This is a genomic window from Nocardia pseudovaccinii NBRC 100343 (genome assembly GCF_001613225.1).
Taxonomy (GTDB): Bacteria; Actinomycetota; Actinomycetes; order Mycobacteriales; family Mycobacteriaceae; genus Nocardia; species Nocardia pseudovaccinii.
In genome coordinates this window covers 41703-66295 of record NZ_BDBY01000017.1, presented here as the reverse complement: position 1 = coordinate 66295, position 24593 = coordinate 41703, and the positions used below count along the sequence as shown (strand labels likewise).

The 24593-nt window shown below is 66.5% G+C and carries 5 protein-coding genes (1 of these 5 only partly in view); all 5 read left to right on the top strand.

Translation table 11 applies throughout. The features are described from left to right. Positions 1–148 precede the first annotated feature (148 nt). Complete coding sequence (gene mftF / locus NP3_RS01745) at positions 149–1549, top strand: mycofactocin biosynthesis glycosyltransferase MftF (RefSeq protein ID WP_040695816.1); 1401 nt, start codon at positions 149–151, stop codon at positions 1547–1549. Between the two features lie 42 nt (positions 1550–1591). Then, the gene (gene mftG / locus NP3_RS01740) at positions 1592–3061 is read left to right on the top strand and encodes a mycofactocin dehydrogenase MftG (RefSeq protein ID WP_063037073.1); all 1470 of its coding nucleotides are present in this window, start codon (positions 1592–1594) and stop codon (positions 3059–3061) included. An 88-nt stretch (positions 3062–3149) separates the two neighbouring features. Continuing rightward, positions 3150–4505 carry a GAF domain-containing protein gene (locus NP3_RS01735; RefSeq protein WP_063037071.1) on the top strand — a complete coding sequence of 452 codons (1356 nt, stop codon included), beginning with the start codon at positions 3150–3152 and terminating at the stop codon, positions 4503–4505. A gap of 431 nt (positions 4506–4936) precedes the next feature. After that, positions 4937–22600 carry a non-ribosomal peptide synthase/polyketide synthase gene (locus tag NP3_RS01730; protein ID WP_245720760.1) on the top strand — a complete coding sequence of 5888 codons (17664 nt, stop codon included), beginning with the start codon at positions 4937–4939 and terminating at the stop codon, positions 22598–22600. Continuing rightward, positions 22600–24593, top strand: partial view of a non-ribosomal peptide synthetase gene (locus NP3_RS01725; RefSeq protein ID WP_063037067.1) — the beginning only. The gene runs 23260 nt beyond the window's last position; 1994 of the gene's 25254 nt are visible here — the first part of the coding sequence; its start codon is at positions 22600–22602; its stop codon lies off the right edge, out of view. Before NP3_RS01730 ends, NP3_RS01725 begins: the two co-directional genes overlap by 1 nt.

The following is a 24593-nucleotide window of genomic DNA, read 5'->3' as shown; positions in this document are numbered from 1 at the left end:
CCAGCTGTCTTCGGCGAGTCGCTTGCGACCCGCCGAAGACACGATTCGGCGGGAGTTCTTGCGCCACACGGGCGGATTCGTGCGGAATTCCGTCCTTTTTTCCGGACTGATGGTGCCAATGCGCGAATCACCGCCTAACATGCCAGGAATGCGCCACGATCGCCTACCCGACGGATTCGGGGTGCGGATCGATCCACGGGTACGCGCATACTCCGGGGGACGCATCCTGATCGGGGGTTCACCCGCCCGGTTGCTGCGACTTGCCCCGGAGGCCGCCGAGATGATCGGCGACGGGTACCTCGAGGTCACCGGCCCGAAGTCCGCCGTTGTTGCCAGACGGCTGCTCGACTCCGGCGTCGGTAATCCGCGCCCCCGTTTGCTGCCGTCCCTCGACGATGTGACCGTGATCGTGCCACTGCACAACAATGCCGACGGCCTCGCCCGATTGCTCGCGGCATTGCGCGGACACAATGTGATCGTCGTCGACGACGGTTCGGATCAGCCTGTCGAGATCCCGCGCAACCGCGGCACCCGCTGCCGGGTGACCGTGCTGCGCCACGACCGCAGACAGGGCCCGGCGGCCGCGCGCAATGCCGGGTTGCGGGCCGCGACAACCGACTTCGTCGCCTTCCTGGACTCCGATGTGGTTCCGCGCAGCGGCTGGCTCGAGGTGATGCTCGGACACTTCAGCGATCCGGAGGTCGCGCTGGTCGCGCCGCGGATCGTCGCGCTGGATCCGGAGTCGAACGCGCTCGCGCGCTATGAGCACACCCGCTCCTCGCTCGATCTCGGTCGGCGCGAATCGGCCGTGCAGTCGCGCGGATTGGTCTCGTATGTGCCGAGCGCGGCCATGCTCGTGCGCCGCAGGGCGCTGCTCGCGCAGGACGGGTTCGACGAGACGATGCAGGTGGCCGAGGACGTCGATCTGTGCTGGCGGCTGGAGCAGGCGGGCTGGCGGCTGCGCTATGAGCCTGCGGCGCACGTCGCGCACGATCATCGAATCTCGTTCCGCGCCTGGTTCGGTCGCAAGCTGTTCTACGGCACCGGGGCCGCGCCGCTGGGCGAGCGGCATGCGGGCATGGTGACGCCGCTGTCGGTGCCGTTCTGGACGGTGGTCGCGACCATGCTGTTCGCCACGCTGACGAAGTGGGGACTGCTCGGCGGACTCATCACCCTGGTGACCGCGCTGGCCCGACTACGCCGGGTTTTCACCGGACTGGACAACCCGACCCGGATCGCGGCGATCTATCTGGCGCGCGGCTATTTCGCGGGTATCTGGCGACTGGCCTCGGCGATGTGCCGGCACTATTGGCCGGTCACCATGTTGGCGATGATTCTTTCCCGGCGGGTCCGGCGCATCGCGGTCACCATGGCGGTGGCGGACGGTCTGGCCGACTGGTTCACCCATCGCGACGCGGGCGGGCTCGACCCGTTCCGCTACGTGGCCTACAAGCGGATGGACGATATCGCCTACGGAACGGGCTTGTGGCTCGGCGCATTCCGCGCGCGCAGCCTGGAATCGCTCAAGCCGAGTACGCCCCGGAGCTGAATCGAACGTGTAATGGCTGTACCACCGGATGAGCTGATGTAGATGATCGACACACTGATCGTCGGTGGTGGTTCGGCCGGGTGTGTACTGGCGGCCCGGCTGAGCGCGGACCCGGAGCATCAGGTGCGGCTGCTGGAGGCGGGGCCGGTGTCGGCCGATCCGGCGGCACTGCTCGATGCGACTCGGATGCCGATCGGGCACGAATCACCGTGGGTGTGGCGATATCCCGTCACGCTGGCAGGTGCGGTCACCGGGAATATCGTGCGCGGCAAAGTGATCGGCGGATCGGGTGCGGTCAACGGCGGCTACTTCGTGCGGGCGACGGCCGCGGATTTCGCCGCGTGGAGCAAGGAACTCGACGGCTGGTCCTTCGATGCCGTCCTGCCCGCCTATCGCCGACTCGAGCGCGACCACGACTTCGGCGACCAGCCGGGACACGGTACGGCAGGCCCGATACCGGTGCGTCGCCCCGCTGTTCCCGCGCCCCTGAGCTGCGAATTCGCCTCGGCATGTACGGCACTCGGCCTGCCGTTCACACCTGACCTGAACGCACTGCCCGGCACGGGTCCGGCCGATGGTTTCGGGCCGGTGCCGTGGAATATCGAGGACGGTCGGCGCGTCGACACCGGATCGGCATATCTCGCGCCCGCGCTCGCGCGACCGAATCTCACGGTGACCGGCGCCGTACTGGTGACCCGCATCCGTTTCCACGGCACGCGCGCCATCGGCGTGGACTATGTGCACGAGGGCAAGCCGGGCGCACTCGACGCGGATCGCATCGTGTTGTGCGCGGGCGCAATCGAATCCGCCGCGCTGCTGTTGCGCTCGGGTGTCGGCGATCCGGAACGACTTCGGGCGCTCGATATTCCGGTGGTGCATCCCGCGCCCGTCGGTGCCGGGTTCAGCGATCACCCCGAGATCGGCATCGACTACCGCTTCGATCCGTCGCACGCGACTGTCGAAGGCATCCCGCTGGAATATGTGCTGGAACTCGACGATGTCGAAATCCGTCCGTACGCCGTAACGTTTACCCCGTATACCCAACGTTTGGGTGTGGCGCTCATGCGTCCGCATTCCGAAGGCGTGCTCCGGCTCCGTTCCGCCGATCCGACCGTGCCGCCGCACATCGATTACCGCTACTTATCGGAGTCGGCGGATCGGATTCGGTTACGGGAGGCGGTTACCGCGGCGCGCGAGATATTGCATGCGATACCGATGGTGCGCCCGCCGGAATCGATACCGGATGACGCATGGCTGCACGCGAATCTGGCTACTTCGCAACATCTGTCGGGCACCTGCCGAATGGGCGGTGCGGACGATGAGCGCGCGGTGGTCGATGAGCAGTGCCGAGTGCACGGCACGACCGGTTTATCCGTGGTGGATCTTTCCGTTGTTCCGGTGCCGCTGAGTCGCGGTCCGCAGGCGACGACGGTACTGATCGCCGAACGCGTCGCCGAGTACCTCACCCAGGGGGTCTGGAAGATGGGTAGGTCACATTTGCGCGAGGTCTGAATGTGGTGTGACCTGGCGGACAAACGAAGGCAACCGCCCCTGTCCGAGTTATGCGCGCCGGTACAGTTTGGGGCGGAAAGAAAGGCAAATGGTCAGCAATCTTGCAGGTGGGCGGCCCCCACGGCACAGCGTCGAACCCGGCACTCAGCTCGGCGCACTGGAAGCCTATGCCGCACAAGCACACGGATATCTTAGCGCGGGTGGCGAGCAGCTGTCGCAGCTTGCCGGTCTGTTGCGTCCCGTCGTGCTCGAATCCTGGTTGCGCAGTGTTCGCGGCGGCGTCGACCCGATGGATACGCTCGACGGGCGCGGTCTGCGCGGCGCGGATCTGCAGCGCTACCGCGACGCGCATCCGATTGCCGCATTGATGCCGTTGATCGACAAATTGCTCGTACAGGACACGGCCAGAACGGGTTTGATCGTCGCGGTCGCCGATCAGTTCGGCCGGGTGCTGTGGGTGCACGGCAATCCCGATCAGATCGATGCCGCCGCCGAAATCGGTCTGCGCGCAGGCGATGATCTCAGCGAACGCCGCATCGGCACGAATGCCGTCGGCCTGGTGGTGCGCACCGGGCGGGCCGCGTGGATCCATGGGCCCGAACACTTTCTGCATCGGATGCATCAGATCACCGGTGCCGCGGCGCCGGTGCACGATCCCGACGGCAGGCTGGTCGGGGTGCTGATGATCGCCGGGGGCGTGCGGGTGGCGAAGCCGGAGATTCTGGCCTTGGTGAAGGCGACCTCGACCGCGGCCGAAATGGATCTGCTGCTGACCGCGATGCGTGCGGGTCAGCGCGGGGCGGCGAGTTCGACCGGTGAAATCGCGGCGGCGCGATTGGGTCTGGATGTGCTCGGGCTCGGACAGCCGCTGCTGACCGTCGCGGGTGATCGAGTTCCGTTGTCGCAGCGGCACGCCGAGATTCTGCTGCTGCTCGCCGAACATCCGGAGGGGCTGGGCGCGGATCATCTCGCATTGCTGCTCGACGACACGGATCTGGACAACGGCACCATCCGCGCCGCCATGTCGCGATTGCGCGCGGTGGTCGGCCCGAACGTATTCGGTTCGCGCCCTTATCGGTTGCGGGTGCATATCGCAACCGATATCGAGGCGCTGCGGGCCGCGCTCGATTCCGGTGATGTCGATACCGCATTACGCCTGTACGCGGGTCCGGTTCTGCCGCGCTCGACCGCGCCGGGAATTATCGATATCCGCGATGAACTTCGGGTCCGGCTGCGCGCCGCGGTGCTCGGTTCCGGTGACGCCGCGGTGCTGCGTCGGTGGACCGCATGTGCGGAAGGGCGCGACGATGCCGCGGCCTGGGTCGCGTACCGGGCGACCATAGATCGCGATTCACCGCTGTATGCGCAGATCGAGGCCAAAATTCGGGTACTCGATCGGCGCCTCGGCGCAGATGCAACGCGGATGCAACGTTCCCGCTCATAGTCTGCACATCCGAAAGTGCTGTGGCTCACATCCGCGATCGAATTGTGGTCGCGAACACAGCTTTGCCCAGCTGTGTCGGCCCAGCTGAGCACGCTGGACGGCCGACCAACTTTTTTTAGTGCAAAAAGTTCCTTTTTATTAACGAAGCGCCTAGTGTTCGCAATGCGGATCACATCCGTGTGATGTAGCTGACACCGCCGCGGCGCCCGCACCGCGGCAGCGACGTTGGAGGAGTGCTCGAGAGCTAGGCGCACGCGGGGCGCAATCTGTTTCGATCCCGCGCGGGTGTCGTCATGCCCCGCGCATTCGCCGAATCTTCTTGTGGTGGCGTCGAAGCCATGTGTCAACGCTGAACAGTGTTGCCGCAGCGGCTTATTCGTGCTGCCTGAATGCGTTCGGCGTGCTTTTTTACGCCGAACAAGGAGGCTCTGGTGCACGGTACGGAGTTGGGTGGGGCGCGACCGGACGGGGCCGCGCGCCTGGCGAGTGACTGCTTACCGGACGCTCCGGACAACCAGCCGTTTCCGCTCGCACCGGCGCAGCTTGGGGTCTGGTACGCGCAGTTGCTCGATCCCGGCGTGCCGATCAATGTGGCCCAATACGTGGACGTGCCCGGCGTGCTGGATCCCGCTATCCTGCAGGAGGTTTCGGTGATCGCGGCGCGGGAATACGAATCCGTGCTGGTGCGCCTCGGCGAATCCGGCGGTGTGCCGAATCAATGTGTAGATCCGGCGAATTCGGTCGATATCCAGGCAATCGACCTGCGCGAGTACGCCGATCCGGTGGCCGCGGCGCACGAATGGATGCGGGCGGATGCGAGCGCGCCGGTCGACATGCTGACCGATCGGCTGTTCGCGGGTGCCGTGCTGCAAGTCGCGGACCAGCGGTGCTTCTGGTATCTGCGGGCTCATCACCTCGTGCTCGACGGGTTCGGCGCGCTGACCAATACGCAGCGGGTGGCGCAGTTGTATACCGGCAGGGTGCTCGGCACCGAGCCGCAGGCGGTCCAGCCGGGGGCGATGACCGAGTTGGTCGACGGTGAGCTCGCCTACCGGGACAGTTCGCGTTTCGAGACCGACCGGGCGCACTGGGCCGAGCGGATCGCGGGGCTCGACGGCGCGACCAGTCTGGACGGGCGGACCGCACCGCGCGCGGCGACCAATCTGGTGGTGCGGCGGGTACTGCCGGACGCGCTCGTCGATCGGATGAATACGCTTGCGGCGAACCAGGATTCGACGCTCGCGGTGGTACTGCTCGCGGCCTTCGCCGGATACCTCGGGCGGCTCACCGATCGGGACGAGGCGGTGCTGAGTCTGCCGGTGACGGCGCGCACCACCGCGCTCATGCGGCGGTCGGCCGGAATGCTGTCGAATATCGTGCCGCTGCGGCTCGCGGTCGACGGCACCTGGGGGGATCTGCTGCGGGCGGCGCGCGTCGAGGTGGCGGGTGCGCTGCGGCACCAGCGGTATCGGCACGAGGACATCCGCCGCGATGCCGAGCACGACGGGCAGCCCGCGCGCCGTGCGCTGTTCGGACCGCTGGCCAACATCATGCTGTTCGGCAGCGAGCTGACGCTGGGCGAAACGGTCGGCCGCTACCACGTGTTGTCCACCGGGCCGGTGGAGGATCTGAGCCTCAATGTCTATTACGGCGAGCGCGACAGCGTGCACGTCGATTTCGAGGCGAATCCGAATCTCTATGCCGCAGACGACATTGCGCGCCATCAACGGCGGCTCGTGCGGTATCTGGAGCGGTTGGTGGCCACCGAGGTCGATACGCCGATGGCGGCGGTGCCGGTGGCTACCGAACTGGAACTCGAGGTCAGCACCCGGATCTGGAATGCGACCGGTTTCGATGTGCCCGCCGCGGTCGCCGGTGCGCCGACGCTGGTTTCGCTGTTCGAGGCGCAGGTCGCGCGGACGCCGGATGCGGTCGCGGTGCGGTTCGCGGGTGTGCCGGACCTGACCTATCGGGATCTCGCGGCGCACAGCAATCGGCTGGCGCGGCATTTGATCGGACTCGGCGTCGGACCCGAGACGCTGGTCGCGCTGAACATCCGCCGGTCGCCCGAGCTGGTAATCGCCATGTACGCCGTGCTCGCCGCGGGGGCGGCGTATGTGCCGCTGGATCCGGATCATCCGGCCGAGCGGACCGCGCACATTCTGGCGACCGCGCGACCGGCATGTGTAGTGACAACTGAGGCTACGGAGTTTTCCGGAGTGCCGGTGATCCGTCTCGATGGGTGGGATCCCGCGGTATATCCGGATGGTCCGGTCTGGGATCGGGAACGCACCGCCGCGCTGCGGCCGGGGCAGCCCGCGTACGTGATCTTCACCTCGGGGTCGACCGGACTGCCGAAAGGGGTGGCCGTCACCCACGAGGCGATCGTCAATCGGCTGGTTTGGATGCAGCAGCAGTATCGGCTGTCGGCCGACGATGTCGTACTGCAGAAGACGCCAGCCACCTTCGACGTGTCGGTGTGGGAGTTCTTCTGGCCGTTGCAGATCGGCGCGCGGCTGGTACTCGCCGAGCACGACGGTCATCGCGATCCGGCCTACCTGCGGGCTGTGATCGACGAATATGGCGTGACGACAGCACATTTCGTGCCATCGATGCTGGAAGTCTTTCTGGCACAGTGGGAGTGCACCGGTCGCACCGCGCTGCGTATGGTCTTCGCGTCCGGTGAGGCGCTGCCCGCGGCGCCGGCGCAGCGGCTGCGGGCGCTGACCGGTGCGCGGCTGCACAACCTGTACGGTCCCACGGAGGCGGCGGTGGACGTCACCTTCCATGAAGTGACCGATACCGATACCCTCTCGGTGCCGATCGGCGCGCCGGTCTTCAACACCCGGCTCTACGTGCTCGATTCGCGGCTGCGGCCGGTACCGGTCGGGGCTGCGGGCGAGCTGTATCTGTCGGGGGTACAGCTCGCCCGTGGTTATGTCGGTCGCTCCGGGCTCACCGCCGATCGGTTCGTCGCGGATCCGTTCGGGTCGGCCACCCGGCTGTATCGCACCGGTGATCTGGTGCGCTGGACCACCCACGGTGAGCTGGAGTACCTGGGCCGCACCGATTTTCAGGTGAAGTTGCGCGGGCTGCGGATCGAGCTCGGTGAGATCGAAGCCGTGCTCGGTGCCGTCGATTCGGTGGTACGCGCGGTGGTCGTGGTGCGCGATGACGGAGTGGGCGAGCAGTTGGTCGCCTATGTGGTCGAAGTCGAGCCCGGCGCGGTGTCTCCCGCCGACCTGCGCACCGCGGCGCTGCGCGCGCTGCCCGCGTATATGGTTCCCGCCGCATTCGTGATGTTGGACGCGCTGCCGGTCAATGGCTCCGGCAAATTGGATCGTGCCGCGTTGCCCGCACCCGAGCGGATCTCGACCGACTACGCCGAGGTCGCGACGCCGGTGCAGGCCACGGTCGCGCGGGTATTCGGTGCGGTGCTCGGACATGATCGGGTCGGGCGCGACGACGACTTCTTCGCGCTCGGCGGCAATAGTTTGGTGGCCACCCAGGTCGCGGCGCGGTTGGGCGCCGAACTGGGCTGTCGGCTCGGGGTTCGCGAATTGTTCACCGCTACCACGGTGTCCGCACTCGCCGAACTCATCGAGCGGGCGGGTGGATCCAGTGGCGTGCCGGTGCTCGCGCAGCTGCGGGCGCGGCACCGGCCGCCGCTGGTTCCGCTATCTCCGGCGCAGCAGCGGATCTGGTTCCTCAACCGGTTCGAGACGTCAAGCGCCGGTTACAACATGCCGTTCGTGGTGCGGTTGCGCGGTGCGGTCGATATTTCCGCGCTGCGGCTGGCCTTGGCCGATCTTGTCGATCGGCATGAGGTGCTGCGCACGATCTTTCCCGCGGTATCGGCTGGAGTGGCGGCCGAGCAGGTCGTGTTGTCCGCGGACGAGGTTGTCCTCGTGGGTGAGCCGGAGTCGATCGGTGCGGACGAACTGGACGACGAGCTGGCTCGGTTCGCGGCGCTCGGATTCGACTTGGAGCGTGAAATACCGATTCGGGCACGGATCTTCTCGGTCGATGACGAGAGCTGCGCGCTGGCGCTGGTGCTGCATCACATTGCCGCGGACGGCGTTTCGCTGCGGGTGTTGGCACGAGATGTGATGTCCGCGTACAAATCTCGGCACGCGGGCGACGTGCCGGAATGGCTGCCGCTTGCGGTGCAGTACGCGGATTACAGCCTTTGGCAGCACGAATTGCTCGGGTCGGCCGAGGATCCCGATGCCGCGTCGGCCCGGCAGCTGGAGTTCTGGACGGCCGCGCTCGCCGGTGCGCCCGATCTGATCGAGCTGCCCGCCGATCGGTCCCGGCCCGCGGTCGCATCCGGCCGGGGTGCGGTGTTCGGTTTCGAAATTCCGGGCGACGTGCATGCCCAGGTCGTGAAACTTGCCCGTGCCCAGGGCGTTTCTAACTTCATGGTGTTGCACGCCGCACTCGCCGCGCTGCTGTCGCGGTTGTCGGGTAGCGACGACATCGTGATCGGCACGCCGGTGGCCGGGCGTGGTGAACGCGCGCTGGACGATCTCGTCGGCATGTTCGTCAACACCCTGGTGCTGCGGACCGTGGTCGATGCCGCCGCCCCCTTCTCGTCGCTGCTGGCGCGGGTACGCGAGACCGATCTCGCCGCCTTCGGCCATGCCGAATTGCCATTCGAGCAGCTGGTCGATGCCATCAACCCGCCGCGCTCGCAGGCGCGGCATCCGCTGTTCCAGGTATTGCTCGCTTTCGACAATGCTGCGGACATCGCCTTCGAACTCCCCGATTTGTCGGTCTGCACCAGTACCCTGGACACCGGAGTGACCAAGTTCGATCTCCAGCTCACGGTCACCGAAGGCTTCGCCGGTGCCGGACTCAGGGAAGGTTCGGCACCGGCGGGGGTCTGTGCGGAATTCACATACGCCACAGATCTATTCGACGAATCCACCATCGCGGACTATGCGCAGTGGTTGGTTCGGTTGCTGCGTGCGATCGTGGTCGAGGTCGAGCTGCCGGTGGGCGACCTGCCGCTGCTGGATATGGCGGGTCGACAGCGTGCGATCGAGTGCGGAATCGCGGAGTCGTCGAGCCGTGTCGCGACGCTGCCTGCCGCGTTCGAGGCGCAGGTGCGGCGGACACCCGATGTCGTCGCGCTGGTGGACGGGCACGGCGCGCTGACGTATGCGGAGTTCTCGCGGCGGGTGAATCGGCTTGCTCGTCGGCTGATCGCCGCCGGTGTCGGGCCCGAGACGCTGGTCGTGCTGGGTATGCGGCGGTCGGTGGAGTTCGTTGTCGCGGCCTATGCCGTATTGACCGCGGGTGGCGGGTATGTGCCGGTGGATCCGGATCAACCGGCGGCGCGGCGTGCGCAGGTCGTTGCCGCGGCTCGGCCGGTGTGTGTGCTGACTCGGACGGGTGACGGGTGGTCGACCGGCCCCTCGGTACTGGTGGTCGATGCGCTGGCCTGCTCCGGTTATTCGGATGCGCCGGTGCGGGATTCGGATCGGCTGCGTCCGTTGCGGGCGACCAATACCGCGTACGTCATCTTCACCTCCGGCTCTACGGGCTTGCCGAAAGGTGTTGCGGTACAGCATGCCTCGGTGGTCAATCAGATCGACTGGATTGCCGACGAATACGGTATCGGGGCCGACGATGTGGTTCTGTTCAAGACTCCGCCGACCTTCGATGTGTCGGTGTGGGAGCTGTTCGCGCCATTGACGCGCGGTGCGCGCATGGTGGTCGCCGAGCATGACGGGCATCGGGACAGTGCCTATCTGGCCGCGACCATTGCGGCGCACGGGGTGACGATGACCTCGTTCGTGCCGTCGATGCTGACCGTGTTCGCCGATGCCACCGGTATTGCCGAGATCGCCTCGTTGCGTATGGTTTTCGTGGCAGGTGAGGCGATGACCGGTGCAGCCGCGGCCCGCTTCGCTGCCGTGTGCCGAGCCGAACTGCACAATCTCTACGGCCCAACGGAATTCACGGTGCACGCCACCTATGCGCCCGTGGATCCGACGGCGGCGGGGGCGGTGCCGATCGGTCGGCCGGTGCGTTCGAGTCAGGTGCTGGTGCTCGATGCGCGGTTGCGGCCGGTGCCGGACCTGGTCGTCGGCGAGCTCTACCTTTCCGGCGTTCAGTCGGCGCGCGGATACCACGGGCGGGCGGAATCGACCGCCGAGCGGTTCGTGGCCAATCCGTACGGATCGGCCGGAGCCCGGATGTACCGGACCGGTGATCTGGTGCGGCGCAATCGAGCCGGTGATCTGGAGTATTTGGGGCGCAGTGACTTTCAGGTAAAGCTGCGTGGGCAACGGATCGAGCTCGGTGAGATCGAGGCGGCGCTGGTCGCTGCCGACGATGTGCGTGCCGCGGCTGTTCGGGTGTTCGCGCACGCGGCGGGTGAGCTGCTGGTCGCCTATGTCGTCGCCGACCTGCCGGAGGCGGACCTGACCGAGGTGCTGGGGCAGCGGCTGCGCGCCGTACTGCCTTCGTACATGGTGCCGACGGCCTATGCCGGATTGGCGGAAATGCCGCTGACCAGCTCGGGCAAGCTGGATCGCAAGGCATTGCCCGAGCCGGTGCTGACCGCGAAGACGTTTCGTGCACCTGTCACGTCTGCCGAGCATGCGGTTGCCGAGGTGTTCGCGGCGGTGCTCGGTCTCGATCGGGTCGGGCTGGACGACGACTTCTTCGCACTCGGCGGAAACTCCCTGGTGGCCACGCAGATTGCCGCGCGAATCGGCGCGGTCCTCGACGCCGATATTCCGGTGCGGCTGTTGTTCGAGCATTCGACGGTGGCCGCGTTGGCCGCGCATCTGCCCGGTTCGGGGACCGCGCGACGGGCGTTGGCCGCGCAAGCTCGACCCGATGTGGTGCCGCTTTCCTATGCGCAGCAGCGGATGTGGTTCCTCAATCAGTTCGATGCCGCCTCCGTCTCGAATAATCTGACGGCCGCCGTGCGACTGGTCGGCGCGCTCGATCTCGGCGCGCTGACGGATGCGGTCGCCGATGTCGTCGGCAGGCATGAGGCGCTGCGCACCAGATATCCGGCGGTCGACGGTGTGCCGCAGCAGGAAGTGTTGCCGGTAGATGCGGTGTCGCTGGTGCCGGAGCCGGTCGAGGCTACCGGGTTGGCTGATCGGATTCGAGCGCTGGCGGCAATGCCTTTCGCGGTGGACCGGGAGGCACCGGTTCGACTCACATTGCTGCGCACTGGGACCGAGCATGTGCTTGTTGTTTCGATTCATCACATCAGTGCGGACGGTTGGTCCATCGCGCCGCTTACCCGGGATCTGATGGTCGCTTACGCCGCACGTTGCGTGGGCTCGGAGCCGAACTGGGTGCCGCTGCCGGTGCAGTATGCCGACTACACGCTCTGGCAGCGGGAAACGTTAGGTGCGGAGAACGATCCGGAATCGCTGATCGCCGCGCAGATCGGCTATTGGTCGACCGAATTGGCCGATCTGCCGGATGTGCTGGCACTGCCAGGGGATCGGCCGCGTCCGGCGGTCGCGTCGGGTCGTGGTGCGCGCTATGCCTTCACCATCGATGCGGGAACCCATCGTCGGCTGTGTGATGTGGCGGAGGGCGCGAACGCATCCGTGTTCATGGTGCTGCACGCGGCATTCGCCACGCTGCTGGCGAAACTTGCCGGGCAGCGCGATATTGCGATCGGGACCCCCGTCGCCGGTCGCGGCGCCGCCGAGTTGGACGGGCTCGTCGGGATGTTCGTCAACACCCTCGTGCTGCGGACCGATGTGCGGCCCGAACTGACTTTTGCCGACTTGATCGCGGCGGCCCGCGACGGCGATCTGCGTGCCCTCGCACATGCCGATGTGCCGTTCGAGCGGCTGGTCGAGGTATTGAATCCGGTGCGTTCCGCGGCCCGGCATCCGCTGTTCCAGGTCATGCTCGACTTCCAGAACACCGCGCAGACCAGCCTGGAGTTGGCCGGGCTCGAGGCCTCGATGCTCGATATCGATACGCGGACAGCGAAATTCGATCTGCAATTGACGCTGACCGAGTCCGTCGGCCGAGCCGGTATGACAGCGACATTCGAGTACGCCACCGACCTGTTCGATGCGCGGACGGTCGCTTCGTTCGCGTCTCGGCTGCAGCACGTGCTCGATGCGGTCGCGGATCCGCATGTGCGGATCGGTGATATCGATCTGCTCGCCGATGACGAGCGGGCACTGATCCTCGACATCTGGAATGCGACGGCGCATCCGGTGGCTGCCGACGCGACGCTGGTATCGCTGTTCGAGGCGCAGGTCGCGCGGACTCCGGATGCCATTGCGGTCACCTTCGAGGGCGAGTCGCTCGCCCACCACCCCTCATCGAGTCGCCACGCGACGCTGACATATGCGGAATTCGCCGGTCGGGTGAACAGGCTCGCGCGGCTGCTGGTGTCGATCGGGGTTCGTCCGGATTCCACGGTGGCCATCGGCATGCGGCGATCGGTGGATCAGGTCGTGGCCATGTACGCCGTGCTCACGGCGGGCGGTGCGTATGTCCCGGTGGATCCTGAGCATCCGGTCGAGCGGATCAACCAGGCGCTGCGGTCGGCGCGTCCGGTGTGCGTGCTGACCCGCTCGGAGGATGGGCTGGATCTCGACACCGGCGAATGCTCATGGGCGGTGCTCGATGTGGATTTGTTCGACACCTCCGACTATTCGGACGCCCCGGTCACCGACGACGATCGGCTCGGCTCCTTGGCGCCGGGCAATGCCGCGTACGTGATCTTCACCTCCGGCTCGACCGGGCGGCCGAAGGGGGTCGCGGTTTCGCATGCGGCGATCGTCAATCGTCTGGAGTGGATGCAGGACACATACGCGCTGACCGCTGATGATGTGGTGCTGCAGAAGACGCCCGCCACCTTCGATGTGTCGGTGTGGGAGTTCTTCTGGCCGTTGCAGGTCGGGGCGCGTCTGGTGGTGGCGCGGCCGGATGGGCATCGTGATCCGGCGTATTTGGCGCGGGTCATTCGCCGTGCAGGAGTCAGTGTCGCGCATTTCGTGCCGTCGATGTTGGTGGTGTTCGTCGCGGAACAGGCAGCGGCCGACTGTGGTTCGCTGCGGATGGTATTCGCGTCGGGGGAGGCATTGGCGCCGAAGCCCGCGCATCGGCTGCGTGAGCTGACCGGTGCGGCAGTGCACAATCTGTACGGCCCGACCGAGGCGGCCGTGGATGTCACCAGCCACGAGGTCACCGATGCCGATGTGGACACCGTGCCGATCGGTGGGCCGGTATTCAACACCCAGGTCTATGTGCTCGATGGGCGGTTGCGACCGGTGCCGGTGGGGGTTGCTGGCGAGTTGTATTTGGTCGGAGCGCAATTGGCGCGCGGTTATATCGGGCGGCCCGATCTGACGAGTGACCGGTTTGTCGCGAATCCGTTCGGCGATGGTGCGCGAATGTATCGCACCGGGGATCTCGTGACCTGGCGCGCGGATGGGGCGCTCGAGTATTCGGGTCGTACCGATTTCCAGGTCAAGCTGCGGGGTCTGCGAATCGAGCTCGGTGATATCGAAACCGCGATCACCGGCTTGGATTCGATTGCGCAGGCGGTGGTGGTGCTGGGGGACGGGCAGCAACTGGTCGCTTATGTCGTCGCGGAGACCGGGGTCGATACCGATGCCCTGAAATCCGCGCTGAGCGGGCAACTGCCCGCGTATATGGTGCCGTCCGCGTTCGTCGTGCTCGATGAATTTCCGCTCAATGCTTCCGGCAAGCTGGATCGGAAGGCCCTGCCTGCACCCGTATTCGAGGCCGCCGTTTTCCGGGCTCCCGGCACGGCGACCCAGGAAATAGTTGCGCGGACCTTTGCCGAGGTGCTGAATGTCGAGCTGGTCGGCCTCGACGATGATTTCTTCGCTCTCGGTGGAAATTCACTGAACGCCACCCAGGTCGTTGCCCGGTTGGGTGCGGCGCTGGATATGCGGCTGCCGGTCCGGATGCTGTTCGAGGCGCCCACCGTTGCGGCATTGGCGGCCGCGACGGAGGCGCATCAGGGACGCGGCTATATCGGGTTGAGCGCGCGCCCGCGCCCGGCGCGGATTCCGCTTTCATCGGCTCAGCAGCGCATGTGGTTCCTCAATCGGTTCCTTGCCGACGATTCGGCCGGTCCTGGCGCTGCCGTGGACAACATTCCGGTGGCGCTGCGGCTCACCGGCGATCTGGATGTGGCTGCACTGTCCGCCGCGCTGGCGGACGTGGTCGCTCGGCACGAGACGCTGCGGACGATCTATCCCGACGGGCCTGATGGCGCGCAGCAGGTGATCATCACTGCGGCTGTTCCGTCGTTGGAAGCGGAACTGATCACCGAAGCCGAACTCGGGGAGCACCTTTCCGCATTCGCGGCGACCACCTTCGAGCTGACCACCGAGGTACCACTGCGGGCCCGACTGTTCACCGATGGGCACAAACACGTGCTAGCGATTGTGCTGCACCATATTTCGGCCGACGGGTTCTCGCTCGGACCACTCGCGGGCGATCTCATGACCGCCTATACCGCACGCCGAGACGGCGCCGCGCCCGCATGGGCGGCATTGCCCGTGCAGTATGCCGACTACACGCTCTGGCAGGCCGAAACACTGGGTGACGATGCGGATCCGGAGTCGCAGGCGCACCGGCAGCTCACCTTCTGGCGGCGCACGCTGGCGGGTCTGCCCGAACAACTGGAGCTCCCCACCGACCGGCCGCGCCCCGCCGTCTCGTCGTATCGCGGTGACACCCACCGGCTCCGCATCGATTCCGATCTGCACAGTGAACTGCGCGAACTGGCCCGCAAGCGGGATACAACGCTGTTCAGCACGATGCATGCGGCGCTGGCCGTCTTGTTGTCCCGGCTGTCGGTGAGTGCGGATATCGCGATCGGCACGCCCGTCGCGGGTCGCGGTGATGCCGCGCTGGACGGGCTCGTCGGGATGTTCGTCAACACCCTGGTATTGCGCACCCATATCGACACCAGGTCGCGGTTCGAGACGGTGCTGGATACTGTGCGCGCACAGGATATCGAGGCGCTGTCGCACGCTGACGTGCCGTTCGAGCGGCTCGTCGAGGTCATCGCGCCGACACGAGCGCAGAATCGGAATCCGCTGTTCCAGGTGGCATTGACTTTCCAGAACTTCACGCTGCCGCCGCTCGAACTCGCCGATCTCGTGGTGCGTCCGGTCGAATTCGACGCGGCGGCAGCCAAATTCGATTTGCAGTTCACGGTGGTCGAATCCGATGACGCCGATGGCCGTGCGGACGGCATGGATATCGAGATCACCTATGCGACCGACCTTTTCGATGCAGACACGATCGCGGTGCTCGGTCGCCGGTGCACCCAGGTGCTGGCCGCCATCGCCGCCGATGCCACGGTCGTGGTCGGGGATATTCAATTGCTCAGCGCCGAGGAACAGCATCGCGCACTGTATGAGTGGTCGACTCCGACCAGGACTTACCTCACCGATACCGCCACGCTGGCCGACCGGTTCGCGCTGGCCGCCGCGATCGATCCGACAGCCGTCGCCGTCCGCGCGGGGACGCGATCGCTGACCTATGCCGAACTCGACGCCTGGTCGAACCGGCTGGCCCGGCGGCTGATCGCCGCAGGGGTCGGACCGGAAGCGTTGGTGGCGGTGGCGCTGCCGAGGTCGGTGGAACTGGTCGTCGCATTGGTCGCGGTGATCAAGGCGGGCGGTGGCTATCTGCCGATCGATCCGAATTATCCGGCGGATCGGATCGAATACGTACTCGATGACGCGCGTCCGATCTGCGCGATAACCAGCGTCGGAACCGAATTGGCACCCGGCTGGTTCGGCGGGCCGGTGATCGACATCGCGGCGGCGAATCAGTGTTCGACCGCCGTCTCCCAGGCGGAGCGACGCAGGCCGCTGAATCCGGCGCATACGGCCTACGTCATCTACACCTCCGGATCCACCGGGAATCCCAAGGGCGTGGTCATCCCGCACCGCAATGTGCTGCGCCTGCTCGATAACACCCGGTGCCACTTCGAGTTCGGGCCCTCGGATGTCTGGACCCTGTTCCACTCCTACGCCTTCGACTTCTCGGTCTGGGAGCTCTGGGGTGCGCTGCTGCACGGCGGCACGCTCGTGGTGGTCGACTACTACACCTCGCGATCACCGCAGCAGTTCCTGGAACTGCTTGCCGCGGAACGGGTGACAGTGCTGAACCAGACGCCGTCGGCCTTCTATCAACTGATTGCCGCCGAGCCTGCCGAACTCGCACTGCGCTATGTGATTTTCGGTGGCGAGGCATTGGAACCGCAGCGGCTGGTCGGCTGGTTCACTCGGCATCCGCGGTCGCCGCGACTGGTGAATATGTACGGCATCACCGAGACCACCGTGCATGTGTCGTACCGGCCGATCGAAGCGGGTACCGGCTCGGCGAGTGTGATCGGTGGGGCCATACCCGGATTGGTCGTGCGGGTGCTCGATGCGCGGCTGCGGCCGGTACCGGTCGGGGTGCCCGGGGAGATCTACGTCTCCGGTGGGCAGTTGGCGCGCGGCTATCTCGGACGGCCCGCGCTAACCGCGAGCCGGTTCGTGGCCGATCCGTACGCGGGGGAAGGCACGCTGGCCTATCGGTCCGGTGACCTCGCACGGTGGACCGCCGACGGCGAGTTGGAGTATCTGGGCCGGGCCGACCAGCAGGTGAACCTGCGTGGGTTCCGCGTCGAGTTGGGGGAGATCGAGGCGGCGCTGCTGGATGCGAGTGCGGCGGTGCGCGAGGTGGCGGTGGTCGTGCGCAGCGATCTGGTGGATGAGCCGCGCATTGTCGCGTATGTGGTCGGCTTCGACGCGGTCGATCGGGCGCAGCTGCGACAACAGCTCGCGCGCCGGTTGCCCGAGCACATGGTGCCCGCCGCGATCGTGGTGGTGGATCGAATTCCATTGACCGTCAACGGGAAGCTGGATCGGGCGGCGTTGCCCGCCCCGGAGTTCGAGGGTACGACCTATCGCAAACCCGGGACTGTCGTCGAGGAGATCGTTGCCGGGGCTTTCGCGGATGTGCTCGGAATGGACGGTCTGATCGGTGCGGATGACGACTTCTTCGCCCTCGGCGGTTCCTCCCTGCTGGCCGCGAAGGCCGTGGCTCGCATCGGGGCCGCGCTCGGGCGCACCGTCGGAGTACGCGCATTGTTCGAATCGCCGCGGGTCGCCGATCTCGCCGCAGCGGTCGGCGCGAACGATACGGCTGCGACCAGGCCCGCGCTGGTGGCAGGCGCCCGACCGGACCGGATTCCGCTCTCCCCGGCACAGCAGCGGATGTGGTTCCTCAACCGGTTCGACCAGCACTGCATTGCCTACAATATTCCGTTGGCGCTGCGGCTCACCGGCGCATTGGATATCGCGGCGCTACGAGCCGCGGTCGCGGATCTGATCGGCAGACATGAGTCGCTGCGGACGCGGTATCCGGAAGTGGACGGTGCGGCGACCCAGCTGATCGTGCCGGTTGTGCGGGCGATCCCGTCGCTGGATCCGATTGAAATCTCTGAAGCCGAACTGCCGGAGCGAATTCAGGAGCTGGCGGCCACCACGTTCGATGTGACCCTCGATATCCCGGTGCGGATGCGGCTGTTCCGGATAGCGGGGCACGCGGAGTTCGTATTGGCGGCGGTGCTGCATCACATCGCGGCGGACGGATCCTCGCTCGCGCCATTCGTCCGTGATCTGATGCTGGCCTACAGCGCACGCCTGGACGACAGTGCGCCCGGCTGGACACCGCCCGCCATGCAGTACGCGGATTACGCACTGTGGCAGCGGCGACTGCTCGGCAGCGAGGACGAGCCCGAATCGCTTTCGGCACAACAGATCGCGTACTGGACCCGAACCCTGGACGGACTGCCGGATCAGCTGGCGCTGCCGACCGATCACCCGCGGCCCGCGCGGCAGAGTTCGCGCGGCGCGAGGGTGGAGTTCGCGATCGACGCGCGGTCGCACAGCGCGCTCGTCGCACTCGGACGGCGCAGTGGCGCAACGCTGTTCATGGTCGTACACGCGGCATTCTCCGCACTTCTCGCTCGCCTGTCGGGCAGTTCGGATATCGCGGTCGGTACGCCGATCGCGGGCCGGGGCGATGCGGAACTCGACGATGTCATCGGCATGTTCGTGAACACGCTGGTGCTGCGTACCCGGGTCGACGGCGGTGAAAGCTTCGATGCGCTGCTCGAGCGAGTCAGGTCAGCCGATATCGCCGCTTTCTCGCATGCGGATGTGCCGTTCGAGCGCCTGGTGGAGGTGCTGAATCCGGAGCGATCGACAGCGCGGCATCCGCTGTTCCAGGTCGGGCTTTCGTTCCAGAATCACGAGCGTGGTGCACTACGGCTACCCGGGCTCGAAGTGAAAGAGCTCGAATTCGACAGTGGGGTAGCGCAATTCGATCTGCACTTGTTCGCTGTCGATCACTACAGCGCGGACGGCGTGCCTGGGGGCATAGATCTCGCGCTCGGGTTCGCGACGGACTTGTTCGAGCGCGCTACTGCGCAGCGGTTCAGTGAGCAGCTGCTGCGGGTATTCGAATCGGTTGTTGTCCAGCCGGATACGGCTGTCGGTGAGTTGGATCTGCTCGGTGCCGCAGAGCGTGCGCGGTTGCTCGGGGAGTGGAATCGGACCGCGCATCCGGTGGCCTCGGCGACGTTGGCGGATCTCATCGATGCTCAGGTCGCGCGGACACCCGAGGGTGTGGCGTTGATCGATGCGAGCTCCGAATCAGTGCTCACCTATGCCGAATTCGATGCCGCGGTCAACAGGCTGGCGCGCAAGCTGATTGCCGACGGGGTCGGCCCGGAGGCGACCGTCGTGCTCGCCATGCGGCGCTCGGTCGAGTTGGTCGTCGCCATGTACGCGGTGGTGCGAGCCGGTGGTGCGTATGTGCCCATCGATCCGGATCATCCGGTAGACCGCATCGCGTACGTCATCGAGACGGCCGCACCCGCGTGTGTGCTCACCACGTCACGCGATCCTTTCCCCGTCGAAACATCCCTTCCCACAATGGAAGTGGATCGACTCGAGTTGGCTGATTACGCGGCGACTCCGATTACGGATGACGAACGGGTGCGACCCTTGCGGCCCGAGCACCCGGCATATGTGATCTTCACATCCGGCTCGACCGGACTGCCCAAGGGCGTCACCATTTCGCACGCGGCGATCGTCAACCAGTTGGCCTGGCTGCGTGACCGATTCGCACTCGGGCCGGACGGGAGTGCGCTGCTCAAGACTCCTGCGACGTTCGACCTGTCGGTGTGGGAGTTCTGGTCGGTCCTGACGACGGGTGGTCGCCTGGTGGTGACTGAGCCCGGCACAGAACGCGAACCGGATAGGCTGCGGGCTCTGATCGAACGGCATGCGGTGACGGTGTTGCACGCTGTGCCGTCGCTGGTCGGCATGCTGCTCGCGGTATCGGATGCGCCGCTGCCGAATGCACTGCGGCAGGTGCTCGCCATCGGTGAGGCGCTGCCGCCCGCCACCGCGATCGAATTCCGCCGCCGAGCCGGACATTCCGGCGCGCGACTGTTCAACCTGTACGGCCCGACCGAGGCAGCCGTGTCGATCACCGCCTGCGAAGTCGATGCGGACCCGACCCATATCGTGCCGATCGGCGCGCCCGCCTGGAACAGTCGGGTCTACGTGCTCGATGCACGGCTGCAGCCGGTCCCGGTGGGTGTGACCGGCGAGTTGTATTTGGCCGGTGCGCAATTGGCGCGCGGCTATCAACGCAGGTCGGCGTTGACGGCCGACCGTTTCGTCGCGGATCCCTTCGCGAGCGCCGTCGGCGCGACGATGTATCGGACCGGCGATATCGTCCGCTGGCGTCCGGAGGGCACGCTGGAATACCTGGAGCGCGCCGACTTCCAGGTCAAGATCGGCGGTTTCCGGATCGAGCTCGGCGAGGTGGAGGCCGCGCTGCTGCGGTTGCCGGAGGTGCGCGCCGCGGTCGCGGTGGCGCACGCTGGAACTCGGCTCATCGCCTATGTCGCGGTGCCGGACTCGACGGCTGCTGCCGAATCGGAAGGTGCGTTGCGTGCGGCGGTGGCGGCGGAGCTGCCCACCTACATGGTGCCCGCCGCGATCATTGTGCTGGAGTCGTTGCCGCTCAATGCCAATGGCAAGGTCGATCGGGCCGCACTGCCCGAGCCGGTGTTCACCGCGGCCGCTTTCCGCGCACCGGCCAATGAGCTGGAGCGCTTGGTCGCGGCCACGTTCGTCGAGGTGATCGCGGCCGAGGAAGCGGTCGGGCTGGATACCGACTTCTTCGCGTTCGGGGGCAATTCGCTGCTGGCGACCCGGCTGGCGGCGCAGTTGGGCTCGACACTCGGAGTGCGGGTCCCGGTGGCCGCGGTATTCGACGCACCGACCGTCGGGCTGCTCGCCGCGCGACTGGCCGAGCTCGGGGACGCCGATGCCAGGCCCGCGCTCGCTCGGCGTTCCGGCACCGCAGCTGCCCCGCTTTCGCTGGCACAGCAGCGGATGTGGGTGCTCAACCGGCTGGCCCCGGATTCCTCGGCCTACAACATCCCCGCAGCACTGCGTCTGACCGGTGCACTGGATATCGCTGCCCTGGGCGCGGCGATCCTGGACGTGATCGAACGCCACGAAACCCTGCGCACCCGATATCCGGATGCCGAGCCCGAACCGGTGCAGCAAGTACTGGACGCTGCCGAGGTCGATCTGGAACCGATCCTGTCGGCACCGGGTGATATCGAAGCGCGCATCGCTGAATTCGTCGCCGCCGGTTTCGATATCACCTCGGCGCCACCGGTCCGCGCGGCATTGTTCCGCACCGACGTCGACGAGCACGTGCTCGTTGTGGTGCTGCACCATATCAGCGCCGACGGCTATTCCGTCGCCCCGATGACGCGGGATCTCATGCGTGCCTACCTCAGCCGAATCGTGGGCAACGCGCCCGGCTGGGAGCCATTGCCGGTCCAGTACGCCGATTACAGCGTGTGGCAACGCGCGTCGCTCGGCTCCGATCGTGATCCGAACAGCCTGCTGTCCCGGCAACTCGGCTATTGGACAACAGAATTGGCGGGGCTGCCCGAAGTACTGCCATTGCCGAGCGATCGACCGCGTCCGGCGCGCAGGGATATGCGTGGTGGCACAGTCGGTTTCGAGGTGGACACGGTACTCACCGCTCGGTTGGCGGCGGTTGCCCGTGCGCACGACACAACATTGTTCACTCTGATACACAGTGCATTCGCGGTTCTGCTGGCCAAGCTGTCCGGCACCCCGGATATCGCTATCGGCGCACCGGTCGCGGGGCGTGGCGAACGTGAACTCGACGATCTGATCGGCATGTTCGTCAATACCGTCGTGCTGCGCACCCAGGTAGACGCGCGCACCGGCTTCGCGGATCTGCTGCACGAGGCGCGGGATCGCGATATCGCGGCGTTGTCACATGCCGACGTGCCGTTCGAGCGGGTGGTCGAGGCCGTGGGCCGGACCAGGTCCAGTGCCTATACACCGTTGTTCCAGGTGATGTTCACCTTCCAGAACATGCCGTCCGGCCCCGTCGCGCTGCCCGGGCTCGCGGTCGAGGTGCTCGATCTCGCGCTGGCGGAGGCCAAATACGACCTGCAGCTCACCGGCATCGAGTTGTTCGACGCGGCCGGTGACCTGTCCGGACTGGATATGCGATTCGGCTACGCGACCGATATTTTCGATGCTGCCACCGTCGGGCTGTTCGCCGCGCGGTTACTTCGGATATTCGAGGTAGTCGCGGATGATCCAGCTATCGCCATTCGCGCCATCGATATTCGCGCCGAACAGTCCCGTGGCGAGCGGTCGGACAGCCCGGCGGATCTGGCCGCGCTGATCGCCGCTGCCGCCGAAATCAACTCCAGTGCAGTCGCTTTCATCCATGACTCGCACATGGTGACGTTCGGCGAGCTGGCCGCCAAGCTCGCGACGGTCGGCAAAGCCATGGGCGCGACCGCGAAACCGGAAGCGCTCATCAACGTCGCCCTGGCCGGAGTGGTGCCCGGTCTCCTGGCCGCCCTCGGCGGCAGTGGTCTCGCCGCAGTCCTGCGGTCCCTGCGCAGCGAGGCGCGGGCCGTGCTCTCCAACTCGGATTCGGAAGTCGATTCGGAAGGAACCAACTGATGTCCCAGGCAGAATCGGTCGCATCCAGCAAACTCGGCAATCGTATTGCCGCATACGATCATTCGGCACTGCGCCGGGCGTACGGACTCGACGATCTCCCCATCCTGATCGACAAGGTCGCCGAATTGGATCCGGAGCGGGTCGCCCTGCGGCACGACGGGACCAGCATCACCTACGGTCTGCTGGCCACCGAGATCATGGTGCTGGACGAGGCGATGGGTGGCGGTCTCGGTGCCGACGCACTGGTATCGGTCGTAGTCTCCAGCCAGCTGCCCGCCCTGCTGGAGTCCGGGGACGGCGCACTCGGCACCGTGCTGGAGCGACTGCTCGATGACGCCCTGACGGCGGCGGCGCACGTGCTGCCGTCGATATTCGCGCCGATCGAGACCCTGGTCAGCGAATTCGAGGCACAGGTGCGCCGGACACCGGACGCGGTCGCCCTGGAGTACGCGGGCGCGACATCGGCCCACCCGTCGCCCGACCACCACCCCTCATCGAGTCGCTACGCGACGCTGACTTATGCGGAGTTCGACGGCCGAGTGAACGCCCTCGCGCTGCGGTTGATCGACCTCGGTGTCGGCCCGGACAGCCTGGTGGGGCTTGCCGTCCGACGCTCGTTCGACCTGCTGGTCGGCATGTACGCGATCCTGAAGGCGGGCGGAGCGTATGTGCCGATCGATCCGGAGCATCCGGCCGAACGCATCGGCTACGTGCTCGAGGTCGCCGCACCGGTCCTGGTACTCACCACGACCCAAGACCAGCCCGAGCTCGGAGCGGGTATCCCGGTACTGCGGATCGACGAATTCGACACCGTCGAGGCAGCGGTGTCGATCGATGACCGCCCGCGACCGTCTGCGGACAATACGGCCTACGTCATCTTCACCTCGGGATCGACGGGACGTCCGAAAGGTGTCGCGGTATCGCACCGTTCGATTCTGGCCAACCTGCGGTGGCGACAGCGGCTGTATCGACTACGCGGCGACGATGTGGTGCTGCAGAAGACGCCGTTCACCTTCGACGTCTCGGTATGGGAATTCTTCTGGCCGTTGCAGGTCGGTGCGCGACTGGTGATCGCGGCGCCGGATGGTCATCGCGATCCGGCATATCTGGCGCGCACGATCGCCGAACGCGGCGTCACCGTCGCGCATTTCGTACCTTCCATGCTCGCGGTATTCGTGGCCGAACCGCGGATCGAAAGTGCGGCGCGGACCCTGCGCCTGGTATTCGCCTCCGGCGAGGCGCTACCGGCCGCCACCGCGGCCACCTTCCGCGATATCAGCGGCGCGACACTGCACAACCTGTACGGTCCCACCGAGGCCGCCGTCGATGTCACCGCGCACGAGGTCACCGCCGCCGACAGCACGACCGTGCCCATCGGCGCGCCCGCCGACGACACCGAATTGCTGGTGCTGGACGACAATCTGCGGCCGGTCGCCAGTGGCGTCGTCGGTGAGCTGTATCTCGCCGGTGTGCAGCTGGCCCGCGGGTATGTGGCCCGTCCCGGACTGACGGCCGACCGGTTCGTGGCCAATCCGGAAGGTGCGCCTGGTGATCGGATGTACCGCACCGGCGACCTGGTCCGCTGGCGCACCGATGGCTGCGGCGGCCCGGACGAACTGGAATATCTGGGCCGCATCGACTTCCAGGTCAAACTGCGCGGGCTGCGGATCGAACTCGGCGAGGTCGAGGCGGCGTTGCTGCGCAATGAACAGGTCGCGCAGGCCGCGGTGCTGCTGCATCGGCATGCGGGCAGCGATCATCTGGTCGGCTACGTGGTGGCCGACGGTGGCGTCATCGTCGATCCGGCCGCGGTACTGGAATCGACGCGCCGGGACCTACCGGACTACATGGTGCCGTCGCTGGTGGTTGTCCTCGGCGAAATGCCGGTCAATGCCAATGGCAAGCTCGATCGGCGCGCACTGCCGGAACCGGTATTCGGATCGGCGGCATACCGGGAACCATCGACCGAGGCAGAGGTGGCCGTCGCCGAGAT

Excerpts from the sequence above, each read along its gene's own strand:
- NP3_RS01735 (WP_063037071.1), top strand. The coding sequence starts at position 3,150 with ATGGTCAGCAATCTTGCAGGTGGGCGGCCCCCACGGCACAGCGTCGAA.
- mftF (WP_040695816.1), top strand. The coding sequence starts at position 149 with ATGCGCCACGATCGCCTACCCGACGGATTCGGGGTGCGGATCGATCCA.
- mftG (WP_063037073.1), top strand. The coding sequence starts at position 1,592 with ATGATCGACACACTGATCGTCGGTGGTGGTTCGGCCGGGTGTGTACTG.